Genomic DNA, 14,075 nt, shown 5'->3' on the forward strand with positions numbered 1-14,075 from the left:
GACTCGCCGGCGTCACGCGGTCACGATCGCCGGCTGCGCAGGGGCACCGGCGCCTCGACACGGTCGCGCATCGCCGCGGCGACGCGTTCGCCGAGGCCGACCGGTCGTCCGGCCGGATCGACGCAGACCAGGGTGGTCTCGGCCTGCGCGAACGCGGCGCCCGCGGGGTCGGTCAACACGCATCCGAAGTCGAACGAGGACGTGCCGACGCGGCTGAGCCAGACACGCGAGGTGATGTCGTCGCCGCTGTACGGGATCGACGCGAGGTACTCGATCTCCTGCCGGACCACGACGAGTCCACCGTCGATCAGCGCACCGTCCTCCGAGGGCGGCGCACCGGAGGCGATGAGGAGCGCCATGCCGGCCCGTACACGGGATTCCTCGAACAGGCGCGCGATGGCGACGTTGTTGATGTGGTTGTTCACATCCATGTCGCCCCACCGCAGCTGCAGCGAGACCGTCACCACGTGATCAGACATGCCGGTCATGCTATCGACCGGTACCGACGGCCTACCCGGGGCGGGCGGCGCGCGCCCTCAGGCGGGTCGACGGGTGAACTGCAGCTGGCTGACCTCGAGGTACCCGGATGCGAAACCGGCCTCGCAGTAGGCGAGGTAGTACTCCCACATCCTGCGGAAGGTCTCGTCGAATCCCCTGTGCGACACCGTCGTCCAGGTCTCGTTGAAGCGATGACGCCAACGCCGGAGTGTCTCGGCGTAGTGCTGGCCCAGTTCCAGGCGGTCCGAACGGACCAGCGTGGTGTGGTCGGCGAGCGAATCGTCGATGGCCTGCAGCGACGGGATGAGCCCGCCGGGGAAGATGTACTTCTGGATCCAGCCCCACGAGCGACGCGTCGCGAGCATCCGCGCATGCGACATGAGGATCGCCTGGATGGCGACGGTGCCGCCCGGGGCCAGCAGGGAGTCGAGGGCCCCGAAGTACGTCGGCCAGTACTCCTCGCCGACGGCCTCGATCATCTCCACGCTCACGATGGCGTCGAACTCGCCGCGCACGTCGCGGTAGTCCTGCAGGCGGATGTCGATCCGGTCGCCCAGGCCGGCCTCGGCGATGCGCCCCAGGGCCAGCTCGCGCTGTTCCGCCGAGAGGGTCACCGTCGTGACATGGGCGCCGCGCTGCGCCGCCCGGATCGCCAGCGCTCCCCAGCCGCTGCCGATCTCCAGGACGCGAGTCCCCGAGCCGACATGGGCCATGTCGAGGATCGAGTCGATCTTGCGGTACTGCGCGGTCTCGAGATCCTGGCCGGCGAAATCGGTGGCGGGATCGAACATGGCCGAGCTGTAGGACATGGTCGGGTCGAGGAACGCGGCGAACATCTCGTTGCTCAGGTCGTAGTGCGATCCGATGTTGCGTTTCGATCCCTCGATCGAGTTGCGCTGGCTCTCCGGGATCCGCTTGTCGACCACGGCCCGCATCTTCCAGAGCCGCTCGGGGATGAGGGTGGTGAGTCGTTCGGCGAACGGGGTGAGGGCGGCGCCGAGATCGCTGCCGGGGGCCGCGCGCCAGTCACCCGCCATGTACGCCTCGCCCAGCCCGATCTTGGGGTTGTGGCTCAGTCGGTCGTAGAACACCTTGGGACGGACGATCTCGAGTTCGGGGGCACCCTCGCCCCCGTGCCCCCGCACGGTGCCGTCGGGGAAGCGCACGGCGACGGGCGCCTTGCTGAAGGCGTAGTCGACCAGACGTTTCGTGATCGGCGTCTTGAACCACGTCCCGCTCAGAACGGGACGGCGGACGGCGAACGGATCTGCGACTCCGGTCATGTCAGACCTCCTGGGGTGGTGTGTGCGGGGGGCGCGGGACGACGCGGAGACGTCGTGCCCACAGCCAGATCCCGTGGACGGCGATGAGCAGTGAGACCCGTTGGGGCATCAGGGGCATGGTCAGTATCGAGCGGGCGACCCGACGGGGGGTCGCCGGTCGTGGGACGCCGGTGAACGTCGCGGTGAACGGTTCCATACCGACGCGGTCGAGGATGATCGTGACCCCGATCCGGTCGGCGGCGAGGCGGAACGTCATCCGGTAACGGCCCGAGACGTCGTTGAACGGGGAGACGTAGAAGTGCTTGTCGGCCTCGGCGTGCCCGTCACGGTCGGGATGGAGCAGATAGGCGGTCCGTTCGCCGTAGGTGTTGTGCACCTCGGCGACGACACAGGTGACGGTGCCGGAGGCGTCGAGGCACCAGTACACCGACAGCGGGTCGAACACGTAGCCCAGCACCCGCGCGTTGGCGAGCATGAGGATCCGTGAGCCAGGTCCCGTCTCGATCCCGTTGGCGCGCAGGAACGTCTCGACGTTGCGTTTGATCGCGCGGGTGTCGTCGGTGTCGAGCGCACCGAGGTGGTCGCGTGCGGAGAACCGGGCGAAGGGACGGAGCGGACGCGGCAGTCGCGGCGGCGCGTCGAGGTCGATCAGCCACTGATAGACGCGGTGACGGAACCGATGCGCCGTCGCACCACGGCGGCGGTGCGCCACGTCCCCGGCGACGATCGCGGGCAACGAGGGGAGGTCGAGGACGGCGGTCATGCGCGCACCGGTTCCGGGGTCACCATGTCGCGCCGAGTCCCTCCGCAGCGGCCACGCCCGATCGGCAGCCGTCCTCGTGGAATCCCCACCCGTGGTAGGCGCCGGCGAAGGCGGTGGTCGCGGTGGTCAGGGTCGGCAGCATCGACTGGGCGGCCACGGCGGCGCGTGTGTACACCGGATGGGCGTAGTCCATGACCTCGATGATCGACGCGGGGTCGATGAGGTGGCGGGCGTTGAGCGTCACCAGGAAGTCGGTGTCGCTGTCGATGTCCTGCAACCGGTTCATCCAGTAGGTCACCACCGGCAGTTCGTCACCATCGGCGTCGTCGGCCGGTCCCTTCGACGCCTCGGGTGTGAGGTAGTTCCACGAGGCGCGCGCCCGCGGCGAACGGGGCAGCAACGACGAATCCGTGTGCAGGACGGCCTCGTTCGGTGAGTAGTGGAAGGCCGACAGCAGCGTCTTCTCGGCCTCGGACGGATCGGCCAGCATCGACAGGGCCTGCTCGGGGTGCGTGGCGACGACGACCTTGTTGAACCGCTCACGCCCGCCATGGGCGTCGACGACGGTGACACCGGTGTCGCTGCGCGCGATCTCCGCGACCGGGGTGCCCAGGCGGATGTCGTGGAGTGTCGCGGCGATCCGATCGACGTACTCGTGCGAGCCACCGGTCACGGTGTACCACTGCGGCGACCCCGTGACCGACAACATGCCGTGATTGCGCAGGAACGCGAACAGGTAACGCGCCGGGTAGTCCAGCGAGGTCTGCGCACCCGACGACCAGACACACGAGACGAGCGGGATCGCATAGTGCCGACGGAAGAACCCACCGAAGCGATGACCCGAGAGGAACTCGCCGTAGGTGGTGAGGTCCTCGTCGTCGGCGGTGTCGAGGAATGCGGCGGCCGCACGGTGGAACTGTTTGATCTGGACGAGCATCCCGAGGAAACGCGGATCGGCCAGCCGCCACGCCTGCGCCAGGATGCCGCCCATCCCCCGACCGCCGGCGTACTGGAAGCGGCCCGCCGGGTCACTGATGCTCATGCTCATCTCGGTGGGCTGGGTGGCCACGCCGAGTTCGGTGAACATGCGCCGCAACAGCGGGTAGGTCTCGGTGTTGTGGACGATGAAACCGGTGTCGATCCGGTGCGTCCGGTCGCCGTCGACGACGGAATGGGTGTGAGCATGCCCACCCAACCGATCGTCGGCCTCGTACAGCGTCACCGCGTGACTGCGACCGAGGACGTGGGCCGCGGTGAGTCCGGAGACACCGGAACCGATCACCGCGACGGACGGCATCGACGGGCGTGCGGCGTCCATCACCATCTCCCACCTCTTGATCCTGGGTTCGAATCGGGCGCGGCCGGTGTCGTCGCCGGGCGCGCGATCATTATCGCCTCATCGGCGTCTCCACCATGATTCGTTGTCTCCCGCGTGCCGGATGGGAGCACCCCGTTCGGCTCACAGCGCAATCGGGCGTCGCCGGTCGGCGCACTCGGTCGCGGCGGCATGGTCGGCGCGCGATGTGCCTACTCTCGAGGCATGAGCATCACGCGGTCGTCGGTCGTCGACGACACCATCGACGAGGTCTTCGCCTGGCACACCCGCCCCGGCGCCTTCCACCGGCTGTCGCCGCCGTTCGCCCCGATGTCGCTGCGGTCGGAGGCGACCTCCATCTCCGACGGGCAGGCCGTCCTCGCCCTGCCGGGTGGACTGCCGTGGAAGGCGACACACGTGCCGTCGGGGTATCACCCGCCGCATCAGTTCGTCGACACCCTCACCTCGGTGCCGCTGAAGTTCGTCACGCCGTGGACCCACACCCACCGCTTCGACGCCGTCGGCGACGACCGCACCCGCATCACCGACACGGTCGACACCCGCGTCCCCGGCTTCGTCCTGTCATCGATGTTCGACTTCCGCCACCGCCAGCTCGCCGACGACATCGTCACCCAGAAGTGGGCGCGCGCACTGCAGCCGACACCGATCACCATCGCGATGACGGGCGTGTCGGGGACGATCGGCACCGCCCTGGCCGCACTGGCGACCACCGGCGGGCACCGGGTGATCTCCCTGGTTCGTCGTGACCCGGAGGGCCCCGACGAACGGCGCTGGGACACCGAGCATCCCGCGGCCGATCTCCTCGACGATGTCGACGTGGTCATCCACCTCGCGGGTGCATCGATCGCCGGTCGGTTCACCGACTCCCACGTGGCGTCGGTCCGCGACAGTCGCGTCGGGCCCACGCGCGCACTGGCCTCGGTGGCCGCGGCGGCACATGCCCGCGGCTCCGGTCCGTCGGTGTTCGTCGCCGGTTCGGCGATCGGGATCTACGGCGACAGCCGTGGCGACGAGCGTCTCACCGAGTCGAGCACACCCGGCGACGGCGTGGTCGCCGACATCGTGCGCGACTGGGAGGCCGCGTGCGACCCGGCCCGCGACGCCGGCCTGCGGGTCAGCAACATCCGCACGGGCGTGGTGCAGTCGGCGGCGGGCGGCATGCTCAAGCTTCTGCGACCGCTCTTCTCGGCCGGACTCGGTGGGCCGATCGGCAACGGGCGCCAGTGGTTGTCGTGGATCGGCCTCGAGGACGTCTGCGATGTGTTCTATCGCGCCGCGCTCGACGAGCGGGTCAGCGGACCGGTCAACGCGGTGTCGCCCGAGCCCGTGCGCAATGCGGAGTTCACCTCCACGATGGGCTCGGTCCTGCACCGCCCCACGTTCTTCCGCGTACCGGAGTTCGCCCCGAAACTGCTCCTCACCGAGACGGGTGCGGACTCACTGGCATTGGCCGACCAGCGAGTGGTGCCCACCGAGCTGGAGCGATGGGGCCACGAGTTCCGGATGCCGCGACTCGCCGACGCGTTGGCGCATCAGTGCGGAAAGTGAGCCTGCAGGCCGTATCATGAGCGCACTTCGGGTGCCGGGCATGGGCACTCGCCCGGCCGGCGGCCGGTGGTCCCCACCGATCGGGTGACCATCCGGGCCGCGGAGAACGAGGTGCGCGTTGATCGTCGAGACGCCCCAGTTGATCCTGCGGCCCGTCGGCACGAACGACGTGTCGTCACTGGTGGAACTCGACAGTGATCCCGCGGTCATGCGGTACGTGTCCGGAGGCGCACCGACCCCTCGCGCGGTGATCGAGGACTGGGTGGTGCCCCGAGCGGTGGCCGAGATGTCGTCGCGCCGCGGCGGCGGGATGTGGGCGGCCCTCGACCGGTCGAGCGGGGAGTTCGTCGGCTGGTTCTCGTTGCGGGCCCCGCGCCACGGCACGCAACCCGAACTCGAACTGACCTACCGACTCCGGCGTGCGGCATGGGGCCGTGGACTGGCGACGGAGGGGTCGCAGACCCTCATGCGCGTCGCGTTCGACGCCCCCGACACCGGACGGGTCTTCGCGAGCACGATGGCCGTGAACTCGGCGTCGCGTCGGGTGATGGAGAAGTCCGGGATGCGTTTGACCGCATTGCATCTCGGCGACGACGCCGAGACCGACGGTTACGAGCGCGGCGAGGTCGAATACGAGCTGCGCCGATCCGACTGGGAGAGCGCGCGTTTCGTGTGGGCGGTGCGTGGGTCGACGTCCGAGCTCACAGCCTGAGTGGCATCTGCGGTATCGCCGCGATCGGTGCCGCGTCGGACGGTCACGATGCCGCACAGCATCACCACGGCGCCGGCCATCTGAGCCGGTGACATCGACTGGCCCAGCAGGATCCACGACGCCGTCGCCGACGTGATCACCTCGACCAGCGCGACGAACGACGCCAGGGTGGGTCCCAACCGCCGGACGGCAGCGATCCCCGTGACGTAGGCGATCGCGGTCGAGATCACCGCGACCGCGACGGCTGCGGTCCACCAGGGCAGTTCGCCCCCGGCGAGGGTGACATCCGCGGTGCTCGCCGTCATCGGCAACAACCCCACGGCGCCGGCCGCGCCGACGAGGAGGGCTCCGATCACGAGTCCGCCACAGGTGAGCGCGACCGGGTCGACGTCACCCCGACTGCGCCCGTCGACGTCGACGCGCGCGCTCGGACCGGCGATCAGGAAATATCCGGCCAGCCCGACGGCGGCGGCACCGGCCCAGAGGACACCGATCGGGTCGATCGACCACCCCGCGGCGCCACCGATGACCACGGTCACCAATCCCGCGATCGCGACAGCAGCGCCCAGCAGCGTGAGACGACCGGCGCGATGCCCGCCGACCACCCGGCGGTAGATCAGCACCAGCACCGGCGCGCTGTACTCGATGAGCAGAGCGACGGCGACATCGAGATGGCGAACGGCGTTGAAGAAGCACAACTGCACCATCGCCACCCCCATCACGCCGTAGGCGAGCACCGACCAGGGTGCGCGGGCGATGGTGGCGAGACGCCGACGCCCCATGATCGCGGCCGGTACCACGAGCACCACCGCGCCGAGCCCCAGGCGCAGGAGGGTTGCCGCCGTCGAGGACCACCCGGCGTCGATCAGTGCCGAGGCCAGCGGCCCCGACATCCCGAACGACATCGCGGAGACGGCGGCCAGCGCGACGCCGGACGTCACCGATTCGGGCCCCGCCGTCGGTGTGGTTGTTGCGCGTGGCATCGGTTCGCCTCTCCTAGTGCCGTCGCATCCGGTGTGTCATGAGCGTCGGCAGCTTATGCTCATGACAAGGAAACGACACACACCTGTCAGGAGTCAAGATGCGTTTCACTCATGACACCGAGCCGGCGTTGGTCGCGGTGACCGCACTGGTCAATTCCGGGCGCACCGACACCGACACGCTGGCCACGACCGATGGCCTCGGCGACTTCCTCGACACCCACGGCTACACCGGCCGCCACGACGGCGATGTCACAGAACTGCAGGCGGTCCGCGCGCTGCGCGACCGACTGGCCCGGTTCTGGGACCTCGACCGCGACGCCGCGGCCGAGGAGGTGAACCGGATACTGCGCGAATCAGGCGCCCGGCCGTTCGTGACACGTCACGACACGGCCGACTGGCACATCCACGTCACCGACTCGGGCGATCCGCTCGCCGACCGCATCGGGGCCGAGACCGCGATGGCGTTCGTCGACCTCATCCGCGCCGACGAGTTCGACCGACTCCGCACCTGCGTCGCCGACGACTGTGACTGCGTGCTGATCGACATGTCACGCAACCGTTCTCGCCGTTTCTGCGCCGAGCGCAACTGCGGGAACCGGGCCAGCGTGGCCGCCTACCGCGCCCGTCGATCGCAGATCCCGCACTCCTGATCGACCCGTGGTGTCGGTGGCCTTCGACCGCCCTCGGCGAGGTCGTGTGAGCCTTGTCGCGTGCGAGTCGGACGGATTGACTACCGTTGGCGTCGAGCACGGTCGCGGAGACCGACCCGATCGGTCGGATCTCCCCCACTCGGTCGAGCCCACGCGTGACCATCGTTTGCGGCAGCCCCACCGCACGTCGACTGACAGGAGAAGCCCATGAGCGCTACGACGGACGGACGACACCCACACCGCGTCGTGGTGATCGGCTCGGGATTCGGCGGCCTGTTCGGCACACAGCGCCTGCGCAAGGCCGATGTCGACGTCACCCTGATCGCCCGCACCACCCACCACCTCTTCCAGCCGATGCTCTACCAGGTCGCGACCGGCATCGTCTCGGAGGGCGAGATCGCCCCCGCCACCCGCGTCATCCTGCGCAAACAGGACAACGCCCGAGTGCTGCTCGGTGACGTCGAGTCGATCGACCTCGAGCGCAAGGTCGTGACCTCGCGGCTGCTGACCCGCCTCACCGAGACGCCGTTCGACAGCCTCATCGTGGCCGCCGGTGCCGCGCAGTCGTATTTCGGCAACGATCAGTTCGCCGAGTTCGCCCCCGGCATGAAGACCATCGACGACGCGCTCGAACTGCGCGGACGCATCCTCGGTGCCTTCGAGCAGGCCGAGCTGTCGCAGGATCCCGAGGAACGGGCCCGGCTGCTCACCTTCGTCGTGGTCGGCGCCGGACCGACGGGTGTCGAACTCGCGGGCCAGATCGCCGAGATGTCGGACAAGACCCTCAAGGACACGTTCCGCAACATCGACCCGACGAGCGCCCGGGTGATCCTGCTCGACGCCGCGCCCGCCGTGCTGCCGCCGATGGGTGAGAACCTCGGCACCAAGGCGGCCAAGCGGCTCGAGGGCATGGGCGTCGAGATCCAGCTCAACGCGATGGTCGTCGACCTCGACTACAACGGCCTCACCGTCAAGGACAAGGACGGCACCACCCGCCGTATCGAGTCGCAGTGCAAGGTGTGGTCGGCCGGCGTCGCGGCGAGCCCGCTCGGCAAGCAGCTCGCCGAGCAGAGCGGCGTCGAACTCGACCGCGCCGGTCGCGTGAAGGTGCAGCCCGACCTCTCGATCCCGGGCCACCCGAACGTGTTCGTCGTCGGCGACATGATGTCGATCGACGACGTGCCCGGCATGGCGCAGGGCGCCATCCAGGGTGGCCGGTACGCGGCCGACGCGATCAAGGCAGACCTGAACGGTCAGAAGCCCGAGGACCGCACCCCGTTCAAGTACCACGACAAGGGGTCGATGGCGACGGTGTCGCGGTTCAGCGCCGTGATGAGCGTCCCGATCCCGTTCACCTCCAAGCGTTTCGAGACCGAGGGCTTCTTCGCGTGGCTCGGCTGGCTCGCCCTGCACTTGGTCTACATCGTCGGGTTCCGTAGTCGCCTGAGCACCATCATCGACTGGGCGGTGTCGTTCACCACGCGCAACCGGTCGCAGCTGACCGTCACCGAGCAGCAGGTGTACGCGCGCACCGCGATGGACCATCTGCACCACCTCGAGTCCGAGAACAAGGTCGACGAGTCGTCGGGCATCCCCGCGGCGGATGCACCGACTCCCCCGGCGGCGACGTCCACACCCGCCGGTGACGGCGCAGACGTCGAGGGCACGACCGACGCGCAGGCCGAGGCCGAGAAGAACATCGGCGATCCCGACGTCGTCGAGAAGGAACGCGCCGACGCCGGTTAGAGCGCGGCCAGGGCGGAGTTCGCGTCGGTGAGCGACGCCGACACCACGGTCGTGAGCGTCGCACCGCAGCGCAGGTCCAGTCGTGCGGCGACCGCGGTCGGCGAGACCGCGGCCGGCCGCGGGTCGGGGTAGACGAACCTGCTGATCAGTGCGCGCCGCGACCGGTCGAGTTCGACGCGGTGTCGCAGGGCGGCGGCGCGGTCGATGTCGACGTGCAACCGGCCCGACCACCGTCCGGCCCCCTCGGTGTGCCGTCCGATCTGCACGGTCTCCCCGATCGTCACCCTCGCGGTCGACGCCGCGTGCACGTGTGTCCGCGTGCGGTGGTCGGCATCGGCGGCGACGATCGTCGGCAGTGGGTCCATCACGAGTTCCGCGTCGTCGGCGACGTCGAGGTTCCATTCCGCATCGGAGACGGTCTCGTGGCGCGCGGGCAGGGCTATGGTGGCCGCGACAGTGTGCAGGTGCAGGCGTGCGCCGGCCTGTACCTGCACGCTGACGCTGATGTGGTCGCCGCCCAGCGGGGTGGCCGCGGTCGAGATCAGATGCACCCGGTCGACACCGGTCTGTCGCACAGCGAGTCCGCCCGTGGCGCGGATCAGCGGGGTCCGACCGCTGCGCGCGATGATGCGCACGTCGGTGTGCATCAGGTCGTGACGCCGGCCACCTCGGCGAGCTGCGTACGGACCCACGCGAGGACGTCGCTCGCGGCCGGGTCGTCGGTCAGGGAGATCAACGCGGTGGGGCGGCCCTCGCGGACACGCGCGGCGTCGCCGGCCATCACGCCGAGGTCCGCACCGACCAGCGGCGCCAGGTCGGTCTTGTTGACCACGAGCAGATCCGAGAACGTCACGCCCGGACCACCTTTGCGGGGCACCTTGTCGCCGCCGGCGACGTCGATGACGAAGATCTGCACATCGATCAGTCCGGTCGAGAACGTCGCGGTGAGATTGTCCCCGCCCGACTCCACGAGGATCAGGTCCAGGGGCGGGTTCGCCGCCACGAGGTCGTCGATCGCGTCGAGGTTGGCGGTGATGTCGTCGCGGATCGCGGTGTGCGGGCATCCACCGGTCTGGACCGCGGTGATCCGTTCGTCGGGGAGAACCGCGTTGCGACGCAGGAAGTCCGCGTCCTCGGTCGTGTAGATGTCGTTGGTCAGCACGGCGACCGAGAGCTCTTCTCGCAGTTGCCGGCACAGTGCCGCCACGAGTGCCGTCTTCCCGGATCCGACGGGCCCACCGATACCGATCCGCAAGGCCTCCCCTTCGACGCGCTCCCGGCGCGGGCGGTCGTGATGGGTGTGGGGTTCACCGTCGATCAGATGCGGGGGCATGGTCACCATCCTCGTGTGTGCGTGCTGCGGGTGCGGTCGGGGGCTCGGTCATCTCAAGGGCTAGGTCATCTCAAGGGCTCGGTCGTCCGTGCCGGGGGGTCAGGAGGCGAACAGGGGCATGTCACGCCGTTCGTGTCGTTCGGCGAGGACGTCGAAGACCGGGTCGGACAGATCGGCGAGTTCGAGCGCGGCCAGGTCTGCGGTCTCCTCGCACACCCCTGCCAGATCCATCGTGACCATCGCGACGTCGGCCGGGTCGAGGGCGAGCAGGCGTTGGCCTGCGGTCGCCGAACCGGTCATCGCCGTGTACAGCGAGACCAACGCCGTCTGTCGCGCATCGAGACCGCAGAGCCGCCCCACCGTCCCGGAGATCACCGGCAGGTGTGTCCGGCCCATGTGCGCGGTGAAATCGTGGTCCGGCCACCGTCTCCGGGCCAGGCGCAGCATGCCGCGCCCCTGCGCCACCGACGCCGCCCGCGCGGCCGCCGACGGTGTGCGGGCGTCGGTCTCCCCTTGGGCATCGGCCTCGTCGATCCGCCCCTCGGCGACGGCGGCGGCGATCGACGCGGCGACGAGCCCACCGGTGCGGACACGGTGTTCGAGGTGGGAGCGCAGGCTCGCGACATCGGTCACGAGGCGATCGGCGACCGCCTGTTCGACACCCGCGGAGTGCACGTGTCCGCCGACGGGCAGCCGGGAGTCGGCCAGGGTCAACATCATCGCGAACGGTATCGGTGCGGCCATCAGAACAGGAAGTAGCGCTGGGCCATCGGCAATGAGGTCGCCGGTTGCTCCTCCCACACCTCACCGTCGATGCGGACGGTGAAGGTGTCGGGATCGACGACGATGTCGGGGGTGGCGTCGTTGAGCGGCATGTCGGCCTTGCCCACCGCGCGCACATTGCCGACCGGTGCGAGTCGTCGTCGCACACCGAGCCGGTCGGCGAGACCGTCGTCGAGGGCCTGCTGGGTCACGAATGTCAGCGAGGTGTCGGCCGCAACCGGCGCCGAGGCGCCGAACATGGGGCGCGGCAGCACCGGCTGCGGGGTCGGGATCGAGGCGTTGGCGTCGCCCATGGCCGCCCAGGCGATGGCGCCGCCCTTCACCACCACATGCGGCCTGATGCCGAAGAACGCCGGTTCCCACAGCACGAGGTCGGCGAGCTTGCCCACCTCGATCGAGCCGATCTCGTGGTCGAGGCCGTGGGCCACCGCGGGACAGATCGTGTATTTCGCGACGTAGCGTCGGGCGCGGTTGTTGTCGGCGCGGGAGTCACCGGCGAGCGAACCCCGCCGGGACTTCATCACGTGCGCGGTCTGCCATGTGCGCAGCACCACCTCACCGACACGTCCCATGGCCTGGGCGTCGGAGCCGATCATCGAGATCGCACCGAGGTCGTGCAGCAGATCCTCGGCGGCGATCGTCGAGGGACGGATCCGACTCTCGGCGAAGGCGAGGTCCTCGGGCACGCTGGGGTTGAGATGGTGGCAGACCATCAGCATGTCGAGGTGTTCGTCGAGAGTGTTCACGGTGTGCGGGCGCGTGGGATTGGTCGAACTCGGCAGGACGTTCGGATAGCTTGCGACGGTGATGATGTCGGGTGCGTGCCCGCCACCGGCACCCTCGGTGTGGTAGGCGTGGATCCCCCGACCGGCGATGGCCCCGAGCGTGTGCTCGACGAACCCCGCCTCGTTGAGGGTGTCGGAGTGCAGGGCCACCTGTACGCCGGTCTCGTCGGCGATCCGCAGACAGGCGTCGATCGCCGCCGGGGTGCTCCCCCAGTCCTCGTGCACCTTGAATCCCGATGCGCCGGCGAGGATCTGCTCGCGCATGGAGTCGGCCCCGACCGTGTTGCCCTTGCCCAGCAGCGCGATGTTCATCGGCCAGTGGTCGGTGGCGGCGATCATCGACGCCAGGTGCCACGCGCCCGGCGTGACCGTGGTCGCCTTGCTGCCCTCGGCCGGACCGGTGCCCCCGCCGATGAGCGTCGTGATCCCGTTGCCGAGCGCCTCGTCCATGATCTGCGGCGCGATGAAGTGGACGTGGCAGTCGATGCCGCCGGCGGTCACGATCTTGCCGTTGCCCGCGATGATCTCGGTCGACGGGCCGATCACGAGGTCGGGGTGCACACCGTCCATGGTGTCGGGGTTGCCGGCCTTGCCCAGAGCGACGATGCGACCGTCACGAATTCCCAGGTCCGCCTTGATGATCCCCCAGTGGTCGAGGACGACGACACCGGTGATGACAGTGTCGGGTGCGCCCTCGGCGCGGGTGGCGCGTCCCTGACCCATCGATTCGCGGATCACCTTGCCCCCGCCGAACACCGCCTCGTCACCGGCCAGACCCGGTCCGCCGCAGCGGTCCTCGGTCACCTCGATGAGAAGGTCGGTGTCGGCCAGGCGGATCCGGTCGCCGACGGTCGGACCGAACAGTTCCGCGTATCGGGACCTCTGCAGCGACGCCATGTCAGTCCAGCCTTCCCGGCGGGTCGAGGGAGAGGCCGGGGACCACCCGGGCCCCGCCGATGGGGATGAGGTCGACGGTCATCTCGATACCCGGTTCGAAACGCACGGCCGTTCCCGCGGGGATGTCGAGTCGTCGACCGTGCGCCTGCTCTCGGGGGAACGACAACGCCGGATTGCACTGCGCGAAGTGGAAGTGGCTGCCGACCTGGACGGGTCGATCCCCGGTGTTGACGACGACGATCTGCGTCACAGGCGCTCCGGCGTTGATCTCGATCTCGCCGTCGTCGCAGAGGATCTCACCGGGGACCACGCGGCTCGCGCCGGCCGGATGGGCGGTCATGAGATCGGGTCGTGGACGGTGACGAGTTTCGTCCCGTCCGGGAACGTGGCCTCGACCTGGACATCGTGGAGCATCTCGGGCACGCCGTCCATCACCTGTTCGCGGGTGAGCACCTCACGGCCCGAGGCCATCAACTCCGCGACCGATCGGCCGTCGCGCGCGCCCTCGAGGACGTGGTCGGTGATGACCGCGATCGATTCCGGGTGGTTGAGGAGCAGTCCGCGGCCCTGTCGGCGACGCGCCAATTCGGCTGCGTAGGAGATCATCAGCCGCTCCTGTTCGTGCAGTGACAGCCGCACGTGCCCTCCTCACCGACGTCGTTTCCCGCCCGGCAGATCCGATCCCGCAGGCCACCGAGCCCTCATAGTGCCACGCGGCCGGTGGCCTGGCGCGGCGACGACCGCGCTCGGCCGAGGTG

Annotated in this window: 15 protein-coding genes; 4 read left to right on the forward strand and 11 right to left on the reverse strand. The window is 69.4% G+C overall.

Annotated elements, in window-relative coordinates:
- Window positions 1–20: 20 nt before the first annotated feature.
- From OG579_RS03060 to OG579_RS03075, 4 genes are read right to left on the reverse strand one after another with little or no spacing between them, the layout of a single operon-like run.
- On the reverse strand, window positions 21–479 hold the full coding sequence (locus OG579_RS03060; protein ID WP_045822974.1) for an acyl-CoA thioesterase: 459 nt from the start codon (window positions 477–479) through the stop codon (window positions 21–23).
- A gap of 57 nt (window positions 480–536) precedes the next feature.
- Window positions 537–1,781, reverse strand: a complete 1,245-nt coding sequence (locus tag OG579_RS03065) for a cyclopropane-fatty-acyl-phospholipid synthase family protein (RefSeq protein WP_328858043.1) — start codon at window positions 1,779–1,781, stop codon at window positions 537–539.
- Window position 1,782: 1 nt separating this feature from the next.
- The gene (locus tag OG579_RS03070) at window positions 1,783–2,544 is read right to left on the reverse strand and encodes a DUF1365 domain-containing protein (protein ID WP_328858044.1); all 762 of its coding nucleotides are present in this window, start codon (window positions 2,542–2,544) and stop codon (window positions 1,783–1,785) included.
- A gap of 19 nt (window positions 2,545–2,563) precedes the next feature.
- The gene (locus OG579_RS03075) at window positions 2,564–3,862 is read right to left on the reverse strand and encodes an NAD(P)/FAD-dependent oxidoreductase (protein ID WP_328858045.1); all 1,299 of its coding nucleotides are present in this window, start codon (window positions 3,860–3,862) and stop codon (window positions 2,564–2,566) included.
- A gap of 222 nt (window positions 3,863–4,084) precedes the next feature.
- Between OG579_RS03075 and OG579_RS03080 the strand changes: the two genes are divergently transcribed.
- Both OG579_RS03080 and OG579_RS03085 read left to right on the forward strand, forming a co-directional pair.
- The gene (locus OG579_RS03080) at window positions 4,085–5,428 is read left to right on the forward strand and encodes a TIGR01777 family oxidoreductase (RefSeq protein WP_328858046.1); all 1,344 of its coding nucleotides are present in this window, start codon (window positions 4,085–4,087) and stop codon (window positions 5,426–5,428) included.
- Between the two features lie 118 nt (window positions 5,429–5,546).
- Entirely contained in the window at window positions 5,547–6,140 is a 594-nt protein-coding gene (locus tag OG579_RS03085) for a GNAT family N-acetyltransferase (RefSeq protein ID WP_328858047.1), read from the forward strand.
- On the opposite strand, the gene OG579_RS03090 is transcribed toward OG579_RS03085, so the two are convergent.
- A complete protein-coding gene (locus tag OG579_RS03090) occupies window positions 6,038–7,123 on the reverse strand; it encodes an EamA family transporter (protein WP_328858048.1) in 1,086 nt (361 codons plus the stop codon). The two genes, OG579_RS03085 and OG579_RS03090, sit on opposite strands and share 103 nt — an antisense overlap.
- 98 nt (window positions 7,124–7,221) lie before the next feature.
- Here OG579_RS03090 and OG579_RS03095 point away from each other — a divergent pair, with 98 nt between their 5' ends.
- Both OG579_RS03095 and OG579_RS03100 read left to right on the forward strand, forming a co-directional pair.
- Window positions 7,222–7,773: a CGNR zinc finger domain-containing protein gene (locus OG579_RS03095; protein WP_328858049.1), complete on the forward strand. Its 552-nt coding sequence runs from the start codon at window positions 7,222–7,224 to the stop codon at window positions 7,771–7,773.
- Window positions 7,774–7,980: 207 nt separating this feature from the next.
- Entirely contained in the window at window positions 7,981–9,519 is a 1,539-nt protein-coding gene (locus OG579_RS03100) for an NAD(P)/FAD-dependent oxidoreductase (protein WP_328858050.1), read from the forward strand.
- Here OG579_RS03100 and OG579_RS03105 read toward each other — a convergent pair.
- The 6 genes from OG579_RS03105 to OG579_RS03130 form a co-directional block, all read right to left on the reverse strand.
- A complete protein-coding gene (locus OG579_RS03105; RefSeq protein WP_328858051.1) occupies window positions 9,516–10,166 on the reverse strand; it encodes an urease accessory protein UreD in 651 nt (216 codons plus the stop codon). The genes OG579_RS03100 and OG579_RS03105 overlap by 4 nt on opposite strands.
- Window positions 10,166–10,852 (reverse strand): urease accessory protein UreG, encoded by a 687-nt coding sequence (gene ureG / locus OG579_RS03110; protein WP_328858052.1) that lies wholly within the window; start codon window positions 10,850–10,852, stop codon window positions 10,166–10,168. Before ureG ends, OG579_RS03105 begins: the two co-directional genes overlap by 1 nt.
- Window positions 10,853–10,951: 99 nt before the next feature.
- A complete protein-coding gene (locus tag OG579_RS03115) occupies window positions 10,952–11,596 on the reverse strand; it encodes an urease accessory protein UreF (protein WP_328858053.1) in 645 nt (214 codons plus the stop codon).
- A complete protein-coding gene (locus OG579_RS03120; RefSeq protein WP_328858054.1) occupies window positions 11,596–13,317 on the reverse strand; it encodes an urease subunit alpha in 1,722 nt (573 codons plus the stop codon). The genes OG579_RS03115 and OG579_RS03120 overlap by 1 nt, the downstream gene beginning before the upstream one ends.
- A gap of 1 nt (window position 13,318) precedes the next feature.
- Window positions 13,319–13,657: an urease subunit beta gene (locus OG579_RS03125; protein ID WP_045822883.1), complete on the reverse strand. Its 339-nt coding sequence runs from the start codon at window positions 13,655–13,657 to the stop codon at window positions 13,319–13,321.
- Entirely contained in the window at window positions 13,654–13,956 is a 303-nt protein-coding gene (locus OG579_RS03130) for an urease subunit gamma (protein ID WP_045822884.1), read from the reverse strand. Before OG579_RS03130 ends, OG579_RS03125 begins: the two co-directional genes overlap by 4 nt.
- Window positions 13,957–14,075: the final 119 nt, after the last annotated feature.

It is taken from the genome of Williamsia herbipolensis, assembly GCF_036153515.1.
Taxonomy (GTDB): Bacteria; Actinomycetota; Actinomycetes; order Mycobacteriales; family Mycobacteriaceae; genus Williamsia_A; species Williamsia_A herbipolensis.

Excerpts from the sequence above, each read along its gene's own strand:
- OG579_RS03075 (WP_328858045.1), bottom strand. The coding sequence starts at position 3,862 with ATGGACGCCGCACGCCCGTCGATGCCGTCCGTCGCGGTGATCGGTTCC.
- OG579_RS03060 (WP_045822974.1), bottom strand. The coding sequence starts at position 479 with ATGTCTGATCACGTGGTGACGGTCTCGCTGCAGCTGCGGTGGGGCGAC.
- OG579_RS03080 (WP_328858046.1), top strand. The coding sequence starts at position 4,085 with ATGAGCATCACGCGGTCGTCGGTCGTCGACGACACCATCGACGAGGTC.
- OG579_RS03090 (WP_328858048.1), bottom strand. The coding sequence starts at position 7,123 with ATGCCACGCGCAACAACCACACCGACGGCGGGGCCCGAATCGGTGACG.
- OG579_RS03100 (WP_328858050.1), top strand. The coding sequence starts at position 7,981 with ATGAGCGCTACGACGGACGGACGACACCCACACCGCGTCGTGGTGATC.
- OG579_RS03120 (WP_328858054.1), bottom strand. The coding sequence starts at position 13,317 with ATGGCGTCGCTGCAGAGGTCCCGATACGCGGAACTGTTCGGTCCGACC.
- OG579_RS03105 (WP_328858051.1), bottom strand. The coding sequence starts at position 10,166 with ATGCACACCGACGTGCGCATCATCGCGCGCAGCGGTCGGACCCCGCTG.
- ureG (WP_328858052.1), bottom strand. The coding sequence starts at position 10,852 with ATGCCCCCGCATCTGATCGACGGTGAACCCCACACCCATCACGACCGC.
- OG579_RS03115 (WP_328858053.1), bottom strand. The coding sequence starts at position 11,596 with ATGGCCGCACCGATACCGTTCGCGATGATGTTGACCCTGGCCGACTCC.
- OG579_RS03095 (WP_328858049.1), top strand. The coding sequence starts at position 7,222 with ATGCGTTTCACTCATGACACCGAGCCGGCGTTGGTCGCGGTGACCGCA.
- OG579_RS03125 (WP_045822883.1), bottom strand. The coding sequence starts at position 13,657 with ATGACCGCCCATCCGGCCGGCGCGAGCCGCGTGGTCCCCGGTGAGATC.
- OG579_RS03070 (WP_328858044.1), bottom strand. The coding sequence starts at position 2,544 with ATGACCGCCGTCCTCGACCTCCCCTCGTTGCCCGCGATCGTCGCCGGG.
- OG579_RS03065 (WP_328858043.1), bottom strand. The coding sequence starts at position 1,781 with ATGACCGGAGTCGCAGATCCGTTCGCCGTCCGCCGTCCCGTTCTGAGC.